The sequence below is a fragment of the Atribacterota bacterium genome (assembly GCA_028717805.1).
In the GTDB taxonomy this organism is placed as follows: domain Bacteria; phylum Atribacterota; class Phoenicimicrobiia; order Phoenicimicrobiales; family Stramentimicrobiaceae; genus Stramentimicrobium.
In genome coordinates, this window is the sequence record JAQUNC010000002.1 from 14,952 (window position 1) to 35,133 (window position 20,182).

A 20,182-nucleotide genomic window follows, 5' to 3' on the forward strand; every position below is an offset into this window, starting at 1 on the left:
ACTCAAGGAAATAATTCTTAAAACATTTTCTTTAATTATTAATACTTTTAAAAAAGGTTTTTCTGGTTAATGATAAATCATTTAATATTTATTATTAGTTGTACTAATTTTGAGTAGTGTTTACACTTTATATAAAATTTATTTACTATAAGCAAAAAACTATTAACTAAAAACTATCAATGGCTATTTTTAAGTAACAACATTTTTAGTTTATTTAGAACCTGTTACTTTTCATAAATATTCGTTTTATTTTTTATTAAGGTAAAAACAAGGGAGTCAATACTCTTAGCTCAGTCCCTCCCTCTTTCCTTGCCTCCAGGAGAAATCTTTTAGCTTGATAATCTTTCTTGGTATAGACAAATTGTAATATCTTCGGTTCAAAATAATATTTCTTTAGAGTCATTATTACAGGTATAAAAATATCTGCTCTATGTATCAGGTATAGCCTGCCTCCTTTTTTTAAAAGGTAATTGGCTATCCTCAGCATGCTCTCTAAATTTATATTGATTTCATGCCGGGCTATTAACTGTTCACTATTAGAACTGCTTTTCCCTCTACCAGCCGGGATATAGGGAGGATTGGCAGTAATAACATCAAAATATTCACCAGAAAACTTTTCTTTAAGATTGCTTATGTCTTCCTGAAGAATAAAAACCTGTTTATCTAGATTATTGAGAGATACGTTTTTCCTAGCCAGAGACACTAATTTCTCCTGGATTTCTACCCCATAAATAATATTATTTTTTTGGGGATGGTAGATTAACAGGGGAATTATTCCGCAACCGGTACCCAGGTCTATGATCTTTTCCCAATTCTTAATTTTTATAAACTGTGCTAATAAGACGGAATCGATTGAAAAACAATAGCTATACTTATTCTGAATAACTTTCAACTGATATTTGCCCAATGATTCAATTATTTCCCCCGGCTGCAGATTCATTTTCTGCATGATGCACTTCTCTACTTATCTGGTTATAATTCTTTTGCCATTCCTCAATAGGTACTTTAATCCTATTTTTGATATTTTCATTATCTTCTTTTTCTATAGTTTCAATTATCATATATCTGCTTAAAACATTAACCTCTATTACTTTTCCTTCTTTTCCTTCTTTCGTTTTTACCTGGCTACCCAATTTGGGATATTTTTTTAATTCTTCCAGATAAAATTGGGCTTCAAAATTAAGACAACACTTTAACCGACCACAGGTACCAGATATCTTAGAAAGATTTAAGGCTACACTCTGCATCTTTGCCACATTAATCGGTACCGGCTTAAACTCAGTTAAAAAGCTGGAACAACACAATGGTCTGCCGCAAATACCCAGTCCACCTACCATTTTTGCCTTATCTCTAACACCAACCTGTTTTAGCTCTATTTTTGTTTTGAATTGCCCAGCCAGGTCTTTGACTAATTCACGGAAATCTATTCGATTATCAGCATAAAAATAAAATATTAGACGACTTTTGTCAAATAAGTACTTACAATTAATAAGATGCATATCTAATTTATATTTTTTTATCTTTTCATCACCTATGCGTTGGGCTTCTTGTTCATCTAACTGTATATCCTTCCATTTTTCAAAATCATTTTTTGTTGCCTTGCGAACAATTTTTTTGAGAGGTTCCACCAATTCTTCCGGTTTTATATATAAAATTGGAGTTACAACCTTTCCGATATCCAATCCCAATGATGTTTTCACAACACAAAAATCTCCTATCTCCAAGATATACTTTCCATATTTAAAATAATAGATAAAGTTTGAATTACTAAATTGTATTCCAATAACTCTGGGCATTGTTAATCACCTAATCGTATAATAAAATTTTCTAATAATATTTTAGGATTAATATGTTTTTCTATTCTTTCCGGTATTTCAGTTAAATCATCTAAGATAAGGATTATCTTCTCTTGAGAATAGTATTGGGCGAATTCTTTTATTATATCTATCCTGCTTGGAAAACATAACATTTTCTGTGCCAATCCTAACTTAAAAAATAGTATATCACGAAACCATAAAATCATTATCTCCACAAAATCTAAAAAAGATTCTATAATATCAGTAAATTCATTATCACGAGAGGAAAAGATACTACTTACCATTTGTTCTGGTTTAGTTTTTATTAACCAATCAATATACCTGTTTTTTTTCTTCATCTTCGACTGGTCACTGGCTAATTCTATTGTTTTGCCGGGACTACCAGGAGAAAGCAAGAGAATATCTTCCAGTTGTCTATTATCTAATAGCAAGTTCATCCTGGTTAATACTTCTTTTTGCTCTTCCACTCTTAACGGCTGAAAAGATATTCTGTGACATCTTGAAATAATAGTCGGTAAAATAATCTCGGGTTCTGCAGTAATTAAGATTAGAACTGCAAATTCAGGTGGTTCTTCTAATATTTTTAATAAGGAATTGGAAGCCTCAATAGTCATTTTATGAGCATCATTGATTAAAAATATTTTTTTTCTACTTGCTAAGGGTCGCCAATAGATAATGCTTTTGATTTCTCTAATCTGATCTATAGTGATTACTGAATTAAGTGGGGAAATGATTTGAAAATCAGGATGAATACCCTTTTCAATCTTCAAACAGGAAGAACAGTGATTGCAGGGATTATAATTTTCAGATAAACCAGTACAATTTATAGCCTTAGCAAAGGCTATGGCAGTTATCTTTTTCCCAATACCCTCTTTGCCGGCAAAAAGATAGGCATGCCCTATTCGGTCAAACTTTATTAAAGCTTTTAATAATTGTATGGACTTTTTCTGTCCCACTATCTGTTCAAAATCAATCATTTTCAAAATATTAACCAAATACCTACTATCTATTTAATTCCTATAACTCTAAACTAAATTCTTCCTTAAACTTTTGTGCTAGTTTAGGGTTAATTATTTCAATAATGTCTTTAATCACCATAGAGATATCACGATTAGCATCAATTATCTTTATCCTCTCAGGATTCTGTCGGGCAATTTGATAATAACCATCTCTTACTCTTTCTAAAAATAATTTCCCGTTTACTTCTTTTTTCTTAAGAAATTCATCTTCAAAGCGTAGTTCTGAATTATTACTGGGCATGGTTGCACGTTTTAATCCAATTGCAGTATCAACATCTAAAAAAATAGTTAAATCTGGGATTATATCTTCTATGGCAAAACTATTGAGATAGCTAATTACACTCATGTCAATACCTCGACCAAAACCCTGATAAGCAGTCGTAGAATCAAAATATCTATCACATATTACCATCAAATTCTTCTCTAAAGCAGGTTTAATATTAATTCTGACATTTTCTGCCCTCGAAGCAGCAAATAATAATAGTTCTGCCTTATAACCTAATCCCTCACTTTCTCTTTCCAATAATATTTTACGAATTTTATCACCAACTAAAGTTCCGCCAGGTTCTTTTGTTAATAATGTATCAAATCCATTTTTCAGGAAAATATGATATAATCTTTTAGCAACGGTAGTTTTTCCAGAGCCTTCAAATCCTTCTAAGGTAATAAAAAAACTCTTTTTCATGTTTCTTGCTCCTGATTGCTTTCTTGCTCTTCTTCTTGTTCAATCATCGCCTTTAATAAATCCCTCATGGTGACAATTCCTGCCAGATAACCATTACGTAAAACTGGCAAATGGTGGATTTTGTATCTTATTAACAAATCAGCGGCCATAACTTCATTATCATCCTCATTTATAGTAATAACTTCTTTGTTCATAAATTCCTTTACCTGGAAATGGGCATATTCTTTTAGTTTCTTGGAAAGTTGTATAAATTCAGTTAAAAAAATATTACTACTGATAACCGTTAAATAATTGGGCAATAGTGCCTTTATGATATCATGCTGAGAAATAAAGCCAATAACCTTTTGATTTTCATCTACAATCGGAATACCATTTATACGTTGTAAAGCCATAATTTTAATTACTTCTTCTAAACTACAATTAGATAATACACTGGCTGTATTTCTATGCATAAAATCTTTTATTTTCAATTAGTGCTCCTGTTTGTTAATCATTTTAGTTCAGTTACTTTAATGGAGGGCAGACAGGCGGTGATATCATCTCTACTGTGAAATACCTCACTATCAGTAAGAGAACTAGCTAAGCCGCAAGCCATAGCAAACTGAATGATATCGGCCATTTGCTCTTTCTCTTCTGAAGTAATTTTAATAGCAAAGCCAGCAATTACTGACTCATCTCTTCCAACAATATTGACAAAGCTATCAGCAGTACTTTCTGCTAACCACGACCCTTCCTCAGTAACAATAACATCTTTATTATCCCCAAGAGAAACAATAGCAATTTTTACATCATGCTTAATAATTTCTTGAGCAATCTCCAATGCTGATTCTTGGCTGTCTATTTTTTTATTGAAAAATCTGTATCCTGTAGCCCGTAAATCTGGTCTTGCTAAAAATGGCTTTGCCTGTAAACCCTTATCAAAGGCAGTCCCCGTGGCATCAAGAATAGTAAGAACATTTCTCTGGTGTGCTAATTCAATCAATTGAAAATATACGTCATCCGGTACCTTACTGGGAAGACTACCAGAAAGAGCAACAACCTTACTCTGAGCCATCACTCTGAAAAATATTGACTTAAAATGATTAAGATCATGCTCAGATATCTCAGGCCCCGGTTCACTTAACAAGGTATGGGTATTATTATTTTCTTCAATGATAATCACATTTTCCCTGGTTTCTTCTTCAATATGCCAGAAGTTGGTAGTAATAGAATATTGCCTGAGTTGTTCTGTAATATAATGACTATTATGGCCACCTAAAAAACCTAAAGCCATGGTTTCAAGCCCATAAACCCTAACTGCCTTAGAAATATTAATACCCTTTCCACCTGGAATTCTGGTTACTCTTTTTACTAAATTATACTGGTTCAGCTTGAGCCTATCTAACTTCAGTATCATATCAAGAGATGGATTAAGAGTTACCGTAGTAATCATCTTCTTTTTCCTGATAATAAAAAATTTTTCCTATCAAGTCATTAAAAATTATATCTTAATTGACCAAAATAAGCAAAAAGGCAACTTCCAACCTAAATGTTTTCCTGTCCCCAAGTGTGATTTCTTTAATTATTATATGGTTATTGATAATAATGCCTTTTTCTGGTATTAAATAATTTAATTAAAATTATTCCCCCGATAAATCCTCCAATATGAGCAAACCAGGCAACACCTGTTACTCCTCCCGATGATGATAAGTCTGACAAGCCATAGAACAATTGAAAGATAATCCAGAGTCCTAATACAAATAATGCTGGCAATTTTATTAATCTAATAAAGAATCCAAAAAAGATAAGAGTAGTAATTCTTGCTCTCGGAAAAAGGATAAAATAAGCACCCAAAACACCAGCCACTGCTCCACTAGCTCCAATCATGGGTATCTGGGAATTTGAACTGACTATTACTTGCCCCAAAGCAGCAAAAACTCCCGATAGTACATAAAAAATGATATAGCGAAATTTTCCCAGATAATCTTCCACGTTGTTCCCAAAAATCCATAGATAAAGCATATTGCCAAATAGATGGACAAAACTACCATGCATAAACATAGAAGAAAGAACAGTAAAATAAATAGGAGAAGGACCAGGCGGAAATAAATCTACTCCTTTAGTAATCTCAAAAGGAATTAATCCATAGGCATAAATAAATATATTTTGATCAATTACTATAAAAAATTGATAATAATAGACCAAACAATTAATTAATACAAGAACTATGGTGATTATTGGCACTTTTCTGGTTGGTATTTCATCCCACAATGGTAACATAATCTATCCGCTTCTCTCATTATCATCTTGTAATGTTGTTGCTATATTCCAGTTTGTTATTATTTTTTTATCTTACCTCTTATCTTTCTTTTTGCTGAATCTGCCGGAGCAATATCGGCACTCATTGTACACTCCAGATAAAAAAATAGTCATCTTGTATATCTTAATTTTTATGATAATCAAATTTATTTAACTAATAATATAACACCTTCTCAAAAGATGGTATAAAAATATCAGATTTTTATTATAACACAATAGGATATTCCAGAGGAATTCTTCCCCTGGAATATCCTATGTATTAGTATATAGTACACCAGTATAAAGTATACCGTATAACATTGTAAGGCGACAGACCGTGTAAAAAATACTAATAAATTTTTATTAAAAAACAGATTTTGTAACTTATTTAGCCTTTATCGTTCTTTGATAAAATAATAGAAAAGAAAAAAGGAAATACCGGCTTCCTATATCAGTACTGCCTGGCTATTTTCTCTTAATCTTCTTAAGATTTCCTCTGTTCCCAGGATATTGACTACCCGCTTTAGATTATAAGCCAATAGTGTTAAGGCCATCTCGGCGCTAACCGAAGCCTTTCGCCTGGTCAGGAAATAGGAGGCATCCCAGGCCCTTTTGATGGTACCGAAGGATGTTCCACAATCATCTGCCTGAGCTTGTAAGTTTTTAGATTCTCCCGGGTTTTTCTATCAATATCATCTAAGATGTCCTGGTCTATATGCCGGAAAATAGTTCTTCCTTGGCATTTTTAATACAGCGAGTTTTGACCGGGCAGTTCTGGCAGGCTTTTCGATTACGGTATTCCTAACCGATCAGTTGGCCATATTCTCTTTTGCTCCTGTAATAGGATAACCTCTTACCGGCAGGGCAGTAATAACAATTATCCAGGGGATCATAGCAAAACTGATCCAGGAAAAATTGCTTATCTCCGGTAGAATTGGTATAGACCTTCTTGGGAACATAGTTAGTGATCTTCTTCTTATGACAATAAACTAAATCATGAATATGGTAATAGCCCTTATCAGCCAATACGGTAAAGTTATTCTTGCCTAATATCTTTTTACTCCGTAAGGCCATGGGTGCTAACTGCCTTTGGTCATTAGGTTTATCGGTTACCTTAAAATCAGCAATAAGATTACATTTGGCATCTACGGAAGTTTGCACATTATAGCTAACTTCAACCCTGTGGTTGTTATTCATCAGCCGGGCATCCGGATCGGTGCTGGAAAGTTCATTTGTGTTGTTCTTCTCCAGATTATCCTGATAACCCTGGTATTTGGCTTTTCTCTCTTTGAGCTGATTTATCCTCTTTTGCACCTCAGTAGCATTAGGTTTGCGGTCAACAGATTCTGCCTGATCGGCTTCATCCAACTCTGTAAGATAACCGGCCATCTTCTCATTAATGTAGTTGATATTACGGGTTAGTTTCTTTTTAGAGTAGTTGTTACGCTTGCTGTTGAGGCGCGGAACTTGGAGCCGTCAATGGCAATAAGTTCTTTGCCGAAGAGCTGCCAGTTGTTGCACAGGCGGGTGAAATCCCGGAAGGCTTGAACTAAGGCTTTCTTGTTATCTTTGCGAAAATCAGCTATAGTCTTAAAGTCAGGAGTGAGTTTTCTTAATAACCACATGAGTTCTACATTACGTCTGGCGTCTGGAGGAGCGGATATGATTGAGATAACCGTATAAGTAGATTCTTAACATATCCCCGGGATGATAAGGAGCTCTGCCTTTCTCCTTAGGGCTGGCATGGGTAAACTTTAGTGCCTTTAAGTCTAGCTGGGTTACATATTCATTAATAATGCGTACCGGATTATCAGAAGCAATGTATTCTTCCAGACTTTGTGGAAAGAGGATACTTTGGTTACGGTCTTCACCTGAGATATAGGACATGGTATTTACCTTTAGCTTTCTTTTGTATTATTGTTAATGCTTTTATTATACCATGTTATGTGCTGTTAGGCAGGTAAAAGATGAGTTTTCACACAGTCTGACGTAGGACGTTACATAGATATAATTCCCGGGGTTTAAGGTTTAACCAATACATAGGTAACACTTTTGATTTAGGACATAGGTTACACTATAGACCTGCTATTTATTAACTATAGTAGAAAATAGTTAGTAGTTTCTAATATCTAATAAATTTGCATTGGGGGGAAATTCTTTGGGGAGATGTTTCAGGAAATGATATTGATAAAGGAGATATTGAATAATCCTTTTCGCAGCCAAACCATCTCCATAAGGAGATTTTTTTACTACCATTTTGTGATAATAATCCGAGTTGCTTAATAATCCATCCACTTCTCTACAGATAGTTACAATATTAGTTCCAACTAATTTAGCTGCACCTATTTTTAGCACTTCAGGCCTCTCTGTTTCCGTTCTTAAGATTAATACCGGCTTACCTAATGCCGGAGCTTCTTCTTGAATTCCTCCTGAATCAGTTAAAATTATAGTTGATAAAGCCATTAAATTGGCCATTTCTCTATAATCCAATGGCTCCAGTAAAATAATGTTCTCTTTATCTTGAAGATATTTAGTAACAACTTTCCTGATAATTGGATTTTTATGAATAGGGAAAAGAATAACAGTATTTTTGTGTTTTCGTTGTATCTCGATTAAAGCCTGGCATACCTTTGCCAGAGGTTCTCCCCAATTCTCTCGCCTGTGAATTGTTATCAATATTATCTGCTTCTTCTGGTCTATTAACTTATTGATTCTGCTATCCATAAATTGAAACTTATCTTCTTGCATAAGAAGCAAGGCATCAATAACCGTATTGCCAGTAATAAAAATGTTTTCTCTCGCAATACCTTCCTTTTCCAATATTTTGGCTGTTAGGGGAGTTGGGGTAAAATGATAGTCTGCCAGAACTGTAGTTAAACGTCTATTTATCTCCTCTGGAAAAGGATAGTACTTTTTGAAAGTTCTCAATCCAGCTTCAATGTGTCCTACCTTTATCTTTTGATAAAAAGCTGCCAGGGCACCTGAAAAAGTAGTGGTTGTATCTCCCTGCACCAGTACTAAATCAGGTTGAGTTTTTTTAAAGACCCCCTCTAATTTAAGCAAAGATAAAGAATTTATTTGGGATAGTGATTGCCCATGTTCCATTATACCAAGGTCTATCTTTGACTGAATTTGAAAAAGATTTATCATTTGATCAAGCATTTCCCTATGTTGAGCAGTTAAAATTATGACTGGCTCTATCCAGTGGGAATACTTCTTTACTTCTTGAATAACAGGATACATTTTAATTGATTCTGGCCTGGTTCCAAAAATAAAGGCAATCTTAATTTTTTTATCTGCATTTCTCTGCATAACGAATTTCCTCTACCCCGGCTTCTCCTAATAATTTTCTAGCTAATTCATCTGGATAACTATTCAGGTAAATAACCTTAATAATACCAGCATTAATAATCATTTTACTACAGGTAATACATGGTTGTTCAGTACAATAAAGAATGCTATTCTGGATACTGATACCATGTAATGCGGCTTGAATAATAGCATTCTGTTCAGCATGTAATCCCCTGCATAATTCTTGGTTTTTTCCTGAAGGAATTCCCATTTTCACACGTAAACAACCCACTTCCCCACAATGGGCTAAAGCTCTTGGCACACCGTTATAGCCGGTGGTTAGGATACGTTTATCCTTTACAATGATTGCCCCTACCTTCCTTCTTAAACAGGTGGACCTGCTTGACACCAGTATGGCAATTTGCATAAAATATTCATCCCACGATGGTCTGGACATGATACCTCTCCAAAAATGTTAGGCACTCTAAATAAGCATACCCGTTATACAGTATATTTATTTTCGTAATGCGTAGTATCTAATTGCATCTTTAATACGGTAATTCGCAATGAATTACCAGTGATTAGTGTCTTTATTCAAAATTTTCCATTTTCGGTTTTTAGCTTTTAGTTAAAAATAGCAATATTTTATTTCTTTCTATATCTTAATTATTCATCACTCATCACATTATTTTATATATACGATATATACGATACAAATAGCAAATGAATTATTTCGTGCCAAATAGGCGATCTCCGGCATCTCCTAAACCAGGCACTATATAGGCATGTTCATTTAATCCTTCATCAACGGTAGCAGTATAAATTAAAACATCTTTATAGTTTTTTCTAATCATTTTGATACCCTCAGGAGCAGCAACCAAGCACATAAACTTTATAGTAGATTTGGTAAACCTTCTAATATATTCAATCGTTGCTACTGCGGTCCCCCCGGTAGCCAACATTGGATCAACGACAATAACATCCCTTTTATCAATATCTTCCGGTAATTTAGCATAATAACTAATCGGTTTAAGTGTTTTCGGATCACGATATATACCAACATGACCTACTTTTGCGGAAGGTATTAAGCGTAGAATTCCGCCAACCATTCCCAGTCCAGCCCGCAATATAGCTACAATTGCCATTTTTTTACCAGCAATGATTTTGCCGGTAGTTTTAGCAATGGGGGTTTCAATTTTGATATCCTTCAAGGTGATATCTCTAGTTACTTCATAAGCCATCAAATTAGACAATTCTTCCACAATTTCCCGAAAATCCTTTACATCTGTTTTCTTATTTCTGATCATGGTCAATTTATGCTGAATTAAGGGATGATCCAAGATTATTACTTCTTTCAAAATAGCTCCTCCTTATTTGATTTATGTTGCTTTTCTAACTTTCTATTTTCCCGATTATTGTTACGATAATATTTTATATCTGCTCATAAATATCTTCGACTTTTTGTAATCTAACAATATGACGACTTTCTTGGCTAAATTCAGTCATCAACCAAACTTTAACTATTTCTCTTGCCAAACCCTTCCCCATCACCCTTCCCCCCATTGTTAAAATATTAGCATTATTATGTTCTTTTGCCATTCGGGCAGAAAAGGTATCGTGGCATAAAGAAGCCCTGATTCCTTTGATTTTATTTGCAGCAATTGACATTCCGATGCCAGTACCACAGATAAGAATACCAAATTGATACTCATTATTTACAATGGCTTTACCAACTTTCAAAGCATAATCAGGATAGTTTACAGGCTTTGAATCATAGCATCCGAAGTCTTTATAGATACAGAGCTTCTCTTTTAAATAATTGATAATCTCGTTCTTTAGTTCATATCCACCATGATCACTGGCTATAGCAATTTTATTAATCTTATTCATCTTTGAACTCCTTTCTTAAATAAGAAAATAATAACATGATATCCTGTTTTAATCGTTTATAGATTTCGTCATAAAGGACTATTCCTCTACCATAGGGATCTTCTATCTCATCATTCTTCATACACTTTTTTTGATGACAAAAAAGTCTAAACAGATGCATCCTATTTTTTGCCCAGGGAAAATGCTCTTGCAGATAATTTAGTTGCTGGTGGGTCATAGCCAGAATAAGAGAAGATTTTTTGATGAGCTTACTGTCAACAATTTTGGCTTGATGAGTGGTAATGTCTATACCTTGTTTAGCTAAACTGAAAACAGCTTCTTTGCTTGGGGAAACTCCATTATTAGCTGCAATACCCGCTGATTCTGCTTGGTAGCCCAGTTCGGGATATAGATCTTCTTTTAACTTTTGAAACAGAACTTGAGCTATTACACTGCGACAGGTATTACCAGTGCAAACAAATAGAATATTTTTCTTTTCCAACTTTTTCCTCATTATTTTAGCTCTTAGCTGTTTTTAAATGCTATAATACCTCTATCATGCTGATAATAATCACTGAAGGCGATGATTTCTTTTTGAAAATTGGTATTATTTTTTATCATCCGGTAAACATCATATTTTTGTTGATGACCAATTTCTAAAGCCAAAAATCCACCGGGTTTTAAGAATGCAGGGGCATCAAATATTATCTTTTCATAGAAATTAAGACCTTTTTCTCCTCCCAGGAACGCTCCCGGTGGTTCAAAAAGACGAATTTCATCAGGCAAGCTATTCCACTCTGTTTGGCTCAGGTAAGGAGGATTGGAGATAATCCCATCAAAAGTATTCAAATAATTATTTTTCTGGCAAGGTTGAAAGAGATTTCCCTGATAGAGGTAAATATTTTTCTGACAATGAAATTTTTTAGCATTCATTGAAGCTAATTTAATAGCTTCTATAGAAATGTCAACAGCATGGAAATTCATATATTTATTCTTTTTTTGCAAATAATAGCAAATAGCAATAGGTATTGCTCCGCAACCAACACCTATATCCATTAAACAGAATTGTTTTTTCTCAGGTATCATCTCAATCAATTGTATAACTTTCTCCACCAGTATCTCTGTTTCTGCTCTTGGAATAAATACTCCTTCTGATACAGCCAATTCTAATCCCATAAAATTCTGAAAACCAGTAATATATTGAATAGGAATCCCCATTCTTCTTTCTCTAATCCACCGGTAATATCGTTTTATTTTTATTCGAGAAACTGGTAAATGTCTATTCAGAAATAAATAACTCTTTTCCCTGTCTAATAAATAACTCAGCAATAAAACAGATTCCTGCTCAGCTGTATTATTGCCACTTCTTTCTAATAATAGTTTACCTTTGCTGAGAAGATCTCCGATATATTGTTCATTTTTTTGCTCTAGGGAATTGTTTAAAAAAATAGCCGTCATTTAAGTTCTTTCCTCAAGTTTTCAAATGGAACTCTTCCACCTTGGGAATCCCCATATTAATATACAGTATAGATTATACCGTATAGTGTAATATGCTGTTATTCTGATATTTATTCAATATTTAATATTTTTTATATTGTTTGTAAAATAAGATTGAATTTTCTTTAAAAATTTATACTCTTTGAGGGATTTCAGGGAGTATCTCCCTTGATTACTTTATCTTTAAATCTAATTTTAAAATATATTTCTTTACTCAAAAAGAACACTTTTAGTATCGGAATTTTAAAAAATTCCGATACTAAAAGTGTTCAATAATTTCAAATAAGTTACCGTCCAATATATCCTCTAAATTATAGAAATTTACATTAATACGATGATCGGTAACACGATTTTGCGGAAAATTATAAGTTCTAATGCGTTCACTCCGATCTCCAGTGCCCACCTGTTTTCTCCTCTGCTGTTCGATTTCCTTGTTATGTTCCCCCTGTATACGATCCAATAAGCGTGCTCTCAATATCTTCAGTGCTTTGGCTTTATTTTTATGCTGAGATTTTTCATCCTGACAGGTAACCACAATCCCGGTGGGAAGATGGGTAATTCTTACTGCAGAATCGGTAGTATTAACGCTCTGTCCTCCGGGACCGGTTGAACGAAAACGATCAATCTTCAACTCATTATAATTAATTTCCATTTCAATTTCTTCAGCCTCCGGTAAGATAGCTACAGTAATCGTAGAGGTATGAATTCGGCCTCCCGATTCAGTAACAGGGATTCTCTGTACTCTATGTACCCCACTTTCTTGTTTTAAGGAACCAAAGACATTTTTACCAGAAATACCAAAGATAATTTCCTTAAAACCGCCAATTTCAGTGGGATTAGAATTCATCACTTCTACCTTCCAGTGGTTTCTTTCTGCAAAACGGGAATACATCCGAAACAAATCACTTACAAAAAGTGCTGCTTCCTCTCCCCCAGCACCAGCCCTGATCTCCACAATGATATTTTTCTTATTTCTGGGATCTTCCGGATTTAATAATTCCTGTATAGAATCTTTTATCTTATCCTTCTTTTGATTGAGCAATTCTAATTCTTCATTAATCATTTCTTTTAATTCAGGATCTTGCTCATTTGTTCTAAACTGCTCATTTTCCAGGATTTCCTGCTCAATTTTTTTGTATTCAATATAAAGCTGGGCAATCCTGGCAATTTCACTATGTCTTTTAGCCAATTTTTGAAATTGTTCCTGATTAGCAATTATTTCCGGTTGGGATAATTGTTGATTTAAAGACTGATATTCCTTTTCAATGTCATCTAATACCTTAAACATATATTCTCACTACTTTCCAAATTCAATAAAGATTTTACACCTACTCATATTAAAATTAGAAATTATTATAATATCTTTCTTAGTTATTGCCTGATTGTTCTCTGCTCCAGGGCTTACCACAGGTCATTTCTCCTTCAGGACATGGACCTATCAGGCAAGATGGTCCGGAATCTTGAAAAATATGAGGAGCAATTTCTTTTACCAGCTTCAACATAGAAATTGCCAGCTCTCTTATTTCCCATTGTGCCCTATTACAGCATCTCAATCTAAAAAAATGTATTAATTCACGAGCATTAGCAGTAAAAATAATACTGGTAGTAACCGACTGGGGTAAAATATATCGAGCATCTTCAGCTGGAATTCCCTGTGCTAACATTTCCCGATAAAAAGAAAAACAACTCTGGGAAAGTTCCTGAAATTTCAATAACAAGTCACTATTGTTATTCCGGATGCTTTTAGGGGTGATATGGTTTTGTTTTTTCCCCAACTTGACATATCTTTGGCTCTTCTGGGAAAAAGAAGCTATCCGATGCCTGACCAGTTGATGTGAAGTAATCCTTGATATATCCTCAATTCCAAAGGTAAAAGAGACATGTTCCAGGACAGAATAATGCCCTAACTTCATAATCTTTTTTATTATTATATCGTTTTTTTCCTCTGCAGTTTCTTCTTTTAACTGATCAATAGTTTTATTCGAATAACAAAGCCGAGCTGCTTGGGCAACCGTCTCTTCTGGAAACCTGGTATAGTTTAATATTTGAACCTTCATAGTACTTTTATTCCCTACCAATATTAACTTTTCTGGGCTGGTTTATTGATAACTTCATGATGCACTCTACATCGTGCTTCATAACTTTCCTTAGCACCAATAAGAATGGTTGGGTCGTTATAATCAGCCGGTTTACCATTGACCAATCTTTGAGTTCTGGTAGCTGTTTTCCCACACACCATACAAATAGCATGAAGTTTATCAACATATTCAGCAATAGCCAGCAACTCAGGCATAGAACCGAATGGTTCGCCTCGAAAGTTCTGGTCAAGCCCTGCTACAATCACTCTCTTGCCCTGATTTGCCAATAACTGGCAAACCTCTACAATTTTTCGGTCAAAAAATTGTGCTTCATCAATAGCAATGACTTCAGTATCAGGTTTAACTTCATTCAGAATCTCTAATGCTTTTTTAATACAGGTAGCTTCAACCTTACTACCATTATGGGAATAGATATATTGTACCTGATAACGATTATCTATTAAAGGTTTAAATATCTGCACTTTTTTTCGGGCAATCTGCACACGACGTACTCTTCTTATCAATTCTTCACTTTTCCCACTAAACATGCTTCCACAAATTACTTCTATACTACCCCCGGAACAGGTTTCCTGCATCCTGTATTCCTCCCTTGTCTATATTTCCTAAACAAAAACTTATAATAAAAAACAGAGCCTTTGCCCTGTTTTTTCTTTCTTTATAATAATATGGTAATACTACTTATTCATTATCTGATGAATCGTTATTTATTCCTCTTTTATTTCCTGGTTTTTCTTGCTTTTCCCTAATTCCTGTTCCAAATTATATCTCCTATTAAACTTCTCGACTCTACCAGCAGAATCAAAGATCTTCTGTTCCCCGGTAAAGAAAGGATGGCAGGCAGAACATACCTCTACCCTTATTAACTCTTTTGTAGATTGAGTTTCAAAACTATTTCCACAGGCACAGATTACTTTAGCTTTTCCATATTTAGGATGAATTCCTTTTTTCATTATCATTTCACCTTCATTCTTAATAATATCAGCCCTAAACTCAAGGGGGCAGTTCCTCTTGCAACTTTAAAACTATCCATTTCTTTTTTTAATACATTTCAAACAGTGGATTATTAATTATAGGTAACAAAAACTTTCTACCAAAAAACACTATGAAATTATAACACAAGTACTTTTAAGCGTCAAAGGTAATAAGTACTTTTTTCTATTAACTTTTTTTCTCCATCCTTATGCTTAAACTATTGCTTAGTATTTTCAAGAAGGTATCAGGTCTAATGATTTTCATCCTTAATAGCATTTAGAAAATCATGATTGTTTTTGGTCTTCTTTAGTCTATTTAACAGTAAGCTAATGGCATCAGTGGTATTCTGACTGGATAAAGCCCTTCTCATTAACCAGACTTTGCTTAACTCATCTGCTTCCAATAATAACTCCTCTTTCCTGGTTCCAGAACGCTTAATATCAATGGCAGGGAATATCCTATTATCAGAAATTTCCCGGTCTAAGCGTAACTCCATGTTGCCAGTACCTTTAAACTCTTCAAAAATTACATCATCCATGCGACTGCCGGTTTCAACCAAAGCTGTGGCTAGAATGGTCAGACTGCCTCCCTCTTCTAAATTTCTAGCAGCTCCAAAAAATCGCTTGGGAAAATAGAGGGCTGTTGAATCTAATCCACCTGATAAGGTTTTGCCACTGGTGGGAATATTCAAGTTATATGCTCTGGCCAATCTGGTTACACTATCCAGCAGAATTACCACATCATGTTTTAGTTCTACTAATCTTTTGGCTCTTTCTAAAACAATTTCTGCTACCTTAATATGATTGTTAATAGGTTGATCAAAGGTAGAGCTAATAACTTCTGCCTTTTCCACTGACCGCCTCATATTGGTAACTTCTTCTGGCCTCTCATCAATCAATAATATCATAAGAATAGTTTCAGGATGATTAGCAATGATACCATTGGCAATCTTTTCCAGAAGTATTGTTTTCCCTGCTTTGGGAGGAGATACGATTAAACCTCTCTGTCCTTTGCCAATAGGTGAAAAAAGATCGATTACTCTAGCAGACAATTCGTATGGTTTGGTTTCTAACTTAAATCTTTCCATGGGAAAAAGTGGCGTTAGATTCTCGAAATCAATACGTTCTTTGGACAATTCCGGGTCTTCATGATTAACTGCTTCCACCTTGAGTAAGGCAAAGTATCTTTCACCTTCTTTGGGATAACGAACCTGACCAGAAACAAGATCTCCATTACTTAAGTTAAATCTCTTTATTTGTGATGGTGAAATATAGACGTCATTGGGACCAGGTAGGTAGCCACCAGTTCTTAAAAATCCAAATCCTTCTTTCATAATATCCAGAATGCCTTCAGAAAACATATAACCCTGTTTCTCAGTTTGTGCTTTTAAGATATTAAAAATTAAATCTGTCTTTTTCATTCGAGTACAATTATTGATTTCATACTCATTAGCAATCTTGCACAGTTCACTTATTTTCATTTCTTTTAATTCATTTAATTCCAAAATATAATACCCCCTAAGGTTTTTGAATCTCTTTCAAATATAAACAGCAGATAACACATCATCCCTACCCCGTTCTTTAAGTTTAAACTGTTTTTTTAACCAATCATTACCACTTTTACGGAAGGTGTTTTTTTACAGTCAAATTAATAATTAAATAACTCTTTTTCCGTGATTATCACTATCTTTTCAAATAAAGTTACAATTAACAAATAAAACTACTTTCATTAATTAATAGATAAATAGTGGGAAAAATTCTTGAAGAATAACCCTGTAGTTACATTTTACTAAAATTATATCACTTCCTTTTTAAAAAACAATACATATTTATTTTTCTGTAAAATAATAAATTCCAGTCAGAATGTGCCTCTTGATTACCTTCATCCATTCAATGTTCTGAATTAGATTACCTGTTGTGGTGAACCTTCAATTGAGCGCCCATTTTCTCTTAGTTTCTATCTATCTTGTAAGCAAATAATCTCCAGCTAAAATAACCTATTTTCTCAGATTCAGGTAAATAATAATTTTCTATTAAACTAAACGCTAATTTAGGATGAGGTAGTAGGATTTTTTTGATTTATGGTCTGCAATATCAATTCATAGTCACTCAACTTATCTAAATCAATCATAACTTCTGGATCATCAATCGTGATGCTCTTCACTGGATAGCCAGCTATTAGTGATGCCTTTTCTTCTATTTCCTTGATGGTTAATGTTTTAAGTAGATACTTTATAAGAAATTTTATGCCTAATAAGCGTACATATTTCTTAACATCTTTTCGATTCTGATAAAGTTCATTTAATAACTCTTTATTCTTATCAAACAAAGGTCTGCTAAATATCGCCATATTACCGCCACAAAAGGTCCCTTCATTTAATAAAGCATAGGAACGAACAGTTTCAGGATATTTCTTCAGAATAGTTTCCTTGGTAATAATGGGATAATAAAACAGAGCGTTGTATTGTTCACACTTTTTTATAAAACGATCAATAATCTCTCCGGTAATTAGTGGTATATCTGAAGTTAACAATAAAATATTATCATCATCATTAAAATAATCAAGGCCAATTTTTATATTTTCAATAATGGAATCAGTGGAGTCAAGAATTTTTTTCACTTTTTTCTCAATAAACGGAACTAAATCATATTCTGGCCCCACCACCACAATATCATCCACCAGTTTTGACTCCAGTAAGGCATTAACAACATATTCAATCATGGGAATTTCATTAATCATCAATAAAGCTTTGTTGGTCAATTTATTATTATTCTCTAATTTTCCAATATCTTTTTTACCAGCCAGGATTAAAGCATTCATCTATTATTTACTCCAAATAATTGAAGCCAATTTCTATAGTATTTCACACCTAATCCTTTCTTATTGCAGCTTCGAGAAAGCTTTTAAACATAGGGTGAGGCCTATTCGGTCTGGATTTAAACTCTGGGTGAAATTGCATACCTATAAACCAGGGATGATTTTTTAGTTCAATAATTTCAATAAGGTTATTCTCTAAATTAACTCCACTAAAGATTATACCAGCATTTTCAAATTTTGACAAAAATTGATTATTAAATTCATAGCGATGGCGATGCCTTTCCTGTATCTTATCCTTTTGATAAATTCTATAAGCAAGTGTCTCTTTTGTCAAATTACAGGTATAACTGCCAAGACGCATATTGCCACCCTTAGTGGCAACATTTTTTAATCTTTCCAATAAATCAAAAATTGGATACGGTGTATTTGGGTCAAATTCTACACTATTAGCACCAGTTAGATGTAATTCATTTCGAGCAAATTCTATCAAGGCACATTCCATGCCTAAACAGATTCCCATAAACGGTATACCACTCTCCCGAACATATTTAATAGCTTGAATTTTTCCCTCTATTCCTCTCACTCCAAAACCACCGGGAATTAATATTCCCTGGACTCCTTTCAAAACCTTCTTAATATCATTTTTTAATAACAACTCGGAATCAATTCTTTTAATTTCAATCTTGTATTTATGATAAATCCCGGCATGAACGAGGGCTTCATTGATACTCATATAGGCATCCTTTAAGCGAATATATTTTCCGATAACCGCTATGGTTGTTTTTCTCTCGGGATGGTATAAACGGTGCACCATTTCCCGCCATTCTTTCAAATCAGGTTTTTGTTCTGATAATCGCAACATTTTGACTATCAAATTACCTAAGCCCTGTTCTTCGAGAACAATGGGTACTTCATAAATTGAATCTACATCTCTAGTTTCTATAATGCCCTCTTTTGGTATATCACAGAATAAAGATATTTTTTCCTTTACAGATTCAGTTAATCTTGATTGGGCTCGACATATCAACAGGTCTGGTTGAATTCCTATACTGCGTAATTCTTTAATACTATGTTGAGTAGGTTTTGATTTAATCTCTTTTGGTGCCTTTAAATATGGGAAAAAGGAAACATGTATATAAAGAACATTTTCTTTTCCGATATCATTTCTAAATTGTCTAATCGCTTCCAGGAAGGGTAATCCTTCGATATCTCCTATGGTTCCCCCAATTTCTACAATAATAACATCTAAAGGTGGTTGTCCTGGCTTATTTAGACGTTTTATACTGGCTTTTATTTCATCAGTAATATGAGGAATAATCTGAACTGTCTTACCTAAAAAATCCCCCCTCCTTTCCTTAGAAATAACTGTATTGTATATTTTCCCGGTAGTGATACTATTATCTTTGGTTAAATTGGCATCAATAAATCTTTCATAATGCCCCAGGTCTAAATCAGTTTCGGCTCCATCTTCAGTAACAAATGCTTCTCCATGCTGAAAAGGGCTCATAGTGCCAGCATCCACATTAAGGTAGGGATCATGTTTCTGGATAGAGACTCTTAATCCCCTGCTCTTCAGTATCCGACCAATGGAAGCTGCTGTAATTCCCTTACCTATTGAGGAAACGACTCCCCCGGTTATAAAGATATATTTTGTCATATAAAACCTCTATGTAAATTTTATCAGTAACTTATAGTCGCTACTTGCTGGTATTTGCTCTCGAGAGAAACATTACCCATTGTTGCGATGAACTTATTGAGAAAACTGGAATTATTTTCTGCTTTAGCATAACAGGTATATTATAATCTGAAATAAGAAAAAATTTAAGAGTTAAGTTAAAT

General features: G+C 33.9%; 23 protein-coding genes. All 23 read right to left on the bottom strand.

Going from position 1 to position 20,182, the window contains the following annotated elements; translation table 11 throughout:
- Positions 1-256 precede the first annotated feature (256 nt).
- Positions 257-949: a methyltransferase gene (locus PHD84_00635; protein ID MDD5636317.1), complete on the bottom strand. Its 693-nt coding sequence runs from the start codon at positions 947-949 to the stop codon at positions 257-259.
- On the bottom strand, positions 912-1,796 hold the full coding sequence (locus PHD84_00640; GenBank protein ID MDD5636318.1) for a stage 0 sporulation family protein: 885 nt from the start codon (positions 1,794-1,796) through the stop codon (positions 912-914). The genes PHD84_00635 and PHD84_00640 overlap by 38 nt, the downstream gene beginning before the upstream one ends.
- A gap of 2 nt (positions 1,797-1,798) precedes the next feature.
- Positions 1,799-2,812: a DNA polymerase III subunit delta' gene (gene holB / locus PHD84_00645; GenBank protein MDD5636319.1), complete on the bottom strand. Its 1,014-nt coding sequence runs from the start codon at positions 2,810-2,812 to the stop codon at positions 1,799-1,801.
- A 22-nt stretch (positions 2,813-2,834) separates the two neighbouring features.
- On the bottom strand, positions 2,835-3,521 hold the full coding sequence (gene tmk, locus PHD84_00650; protein ID MDD5636320.1) for a dTMP kinase: 687 nt from the start codon (positions 3,519-3,521) through the stop codon (positions 2,835-2,837).
- Complete coding sequence (locus PHD84_00655) at positions 3,518-3,991, bottom strand: CBS domain-containing protein (GenBank protein MDD5636321.1); 474 nt, start codon at positions 3,989-3,991, stop codon at positions 3,518-3,520. The genes tmk and PHD84_00655 overlap by 4 nt, the downstream gene beginning before the upstream one ends.
- A gap of 20 nt (positions 3,992-4,011) precedes the next feature.
- Positions 4,012-4,953 carry a hexose kinase gene (locus tag PHD84_00660; protein MDD5636322.1) on the bottom strand — a complete coding sequence of 314 codons (942 nt, stop codon included), beginning with the start codon at positions 4,951-4,953 and terminating at the stop codon, positions 4,012-4,014.
- Positions 4,954-5,093: 140 nt separating this feature from the next.
- Complete coding sequence (locus PHD84_00665) at positions 5,094-5,780, bottom strand: rhomboid family intramembrane serine protease (protein ID MDD5636323.1); 687 nt, start codon at positions 5,778-5,780, stop codon at positions 5,094-5,096.
- 819 nt (positions 5,781-6,599) lie between these two features.
- Positions 6,600-7,187, bottom strand: a complete 588-nt coding sequence (locus tag PHD84_00670) for a hypothetical protein (protein MDD5636324.1) — start codon at positions 7,185-7,187, stop codon at positions 6,600-6,602.
- A gap of 29 nt (positions 7,188-7,216) precedes the next feature.
- Positions 7,217-7,423 carry a hypothetical protein gene (locus tag PHD84_00675; GenBank protein ID MDD5636325.1) on the bottom strand — a complete coding sequence of 69 codons (207 nt, stop codon included), beginning with the start codon at positions 7,421-7,423 and terminating at the stop codon, positions 7,217-7,219.
- Between the two features lie 10 nt (positions 7,424-7,433).
- The gene (locus PHD84_00680) at positions 7,434-7,685 is read right to left on the bottom strand and encodes a hypothetical protein (GenBank protein MDD5636326.1); all 252 of its coding nucleotides are present in this window, start codon (positions 7,683-7,685) and stop codon (positions 7,434-7,436) included.
- A gap of 225 nt (positions 7,686-7,910) precedes the next feature.
- On the bottom strand, positions 7,911-9,110 hold the full coding sequence (wecB, locus tag PHD84_00685; GenBank protein MDD5636327.1) for a UDP-N-acetylglucosamine 2-epimerase (non-hydrolyzing): 1,200 nt from the start codon (positions 9,108-9,110) through the stop codon (positions 7,911-7,913).
- Positions 9,091-9,546 (bottom strand): cytidine/deoxycytidylate deaminase family protein, encoded by a 456-nt coding sequence (locus PHD84_00690; protein MDD5636328.1) that lies wholly within the window; start codon positions 9,544-9,546, stop codon positions 9,091-9,093. The genes wecB and PHD84_00690 overlap by 20 nt, the downstream gene beginning before the upstream one ends.
- Positions 9,547-9,817: 271 nt before the next feature.
- Positions 9,818-10,447 (bottom strand): uracil phosphoribosyltransferase, encoded by a 630-nt coding sequence (upp, locus tag PHD84_00695; protein MDD5636329.1) that lies wholly within the window; start codon positions 10,445-10,447, stop codon positions 9,818-9,820.
- A gap of 73 nt (positions 10,448-10,520) precedes the next feature.
- A complete protein-coding gene (gene rpiB / locus PHD84_00700; protein ID MDD5636330.1) occupies positions 10,521-10,979 on the bottom strand; it encodes a ribose 5-phosphate isomerase B in 459 nt (152 codons plus the stop codon).
- Positions 10,972-11,472 (bottom strand): hypothetical protein, encoded by a 501-nt coding sequence (locus tag PHD84_00705; protein MDD5636331.1) that lies wholly within the window; start codon positions 11,470-11,472, stop codon positions 10,972-10,974. Before PHD84_00705 ends, rpiB begins: the two co-directional genes overlap by 8 nt.
- Before the next feature lie 11 nt (positions 11,473-11,483).
- Entirely contained in the window at positions 11,484-12,416 is a 933-nt protein-coding gene (gene prmC / locus PHD84_00710; protein MDD5636332.1) for a peptide chain release factor N(5)-glutamine methyltransferase, read from the bottom strand.
- Between the two features lie 298 nt (positions 12,417-12,714).
- Complete coding sequence (gene prfA, locus PHD84_00715) at positions 12,715-13,743, bottom strand: peptide chain release factor 1 (protein MDD5636333.1); 1,029 nt, start codon at positions 13,741-13,743, stop codon at positions 12,715-12,717.
- A 79-nt stretch (positions 13,744-13,822) separates the two neighbouring features.
- A complete protein-coding gene (thyX, locus tag PHD84_00720) occupies positions 13,823-14,512 on the bottom strand; it encodes an FAD-dependent thymidylate synthase (GenBank protein ID MDD5636334.1) in 690 nt (229 codons plus the stop codon).
- A gap of 23 nt (positions 14,513-14,535) precedes the next feature.
- Positions 14,536-15,129, bottom strand: coding sequence for a thymidine kinase (locus tag PHD84_00725; protein ID MDD5636335.1), 594 nt, complete (start codon positions 15,127-15,129; stop codon positions 14,536-14,538).
- 129 nt (positions 15,130-15,258) lie between these two features.
- The gene (gene rpmE / locus PHD84_00730; protein ID MDD5636336.1) at positions 15,259-15,504 is read right to left on the bottom strand and encodes a 50S ribosomal protein L31; all 246 of its coding nucleotides are present in this window, start codon (positions 15,502-15,504) and stop codon (positions 15,259-15,261) included.
- Between the two features lie 272 nt (positions 15,505-15,776).
- On the bottom strand, positions 15,777-17,030 hold the full coding sequence (rho, locus tag PHD84_00735) for a transcription termination factor Rho (protein ID MDD5636337.1): 1,254 nt from the start codon (positions 17,028-17,030) through the stop codon (positions 15,777-15,779).
- Between the two features lie 545 nt (positions 17,031-17,575).
- Positions 17,576-18,346 carry an NTP transferase domain-containing protein gene (locus PHD84_00740; protein ID MDD5636338.1) on the bottom strand — a complete coding sequence of 257 codons (771 nt, stop codon included), beginning with the start codon at positions 18,344-18,346 and terminating at the stop codon, positions 17,576-17,578.
- Between the two features lie 49 nt (positions 18,347-18,395).
- Positions 18,396-20,000 carry a CTP synthase gene (locus PHD84_00745; GenBank protein ID MDD5636339.1) on the bottom strand — a complete coding sequence of 535 codons (1,605 nt, stop codon included), beginning with the start codon at positions 19,998-20,000 and terminating at the stop codon, positions 18,396-18,398.
- Positions 20,001-20,182: the final 182 nt, after the last annotated feature.